Source organism: Bartonella sp. AP58NXGY, from assembly GCF_042195785.1.
In the GTDB taxonomy this organism is placed as follows: domain Bacteria; phylum Pseudomonadota; class Alphaproteobacteria; order Rhizobiales; family Rhizobiaceae; genus Bartonella.
Genome location: NZ_JBHIOY010000316.1, coordinates 1 through 256 on the forward strand (window position 1 = coordinate 1; position 256 = coordinate 256).

A 256-nucleotide genomic window follows, 5' to 3' on the forward strand; every position below is an offset into this window, starting at 1 on the left:
ATTGGCGTGTTAAAGAAAGGTTTAGGGGAAAAGCTTGACGTTCACCATTCCAAGAGAGTTTTCCTAATCGATGACCAATGCGTCTTTCGAGTTCTGTTGCAAAAATAAATGCGTCAGCTTTGAGGTAATATTGCGCAGTTTTATGATTCTCATTCCATACAATGGCGGATCGGTTCCCTTTGAGCGGGAGAAGAGCAAAAGGGCCAGCGGGTAAAAAATGTTGAATTGCTTGACCATGATGGGGTTTTTCATGTTC

The 256-nt window shown here is 42.6% G+C and carries 1 pseudogene; it reads right to left on the minus strand.

Features of this window, described 5'->3' with window-relative positions:
- Window positions 1–256: pseudogene (locus ACFINC_RS11135) on the minus strand (2-octaprenyl-6-methoxyphenyl hydroxylase); the annotation flags it as partial.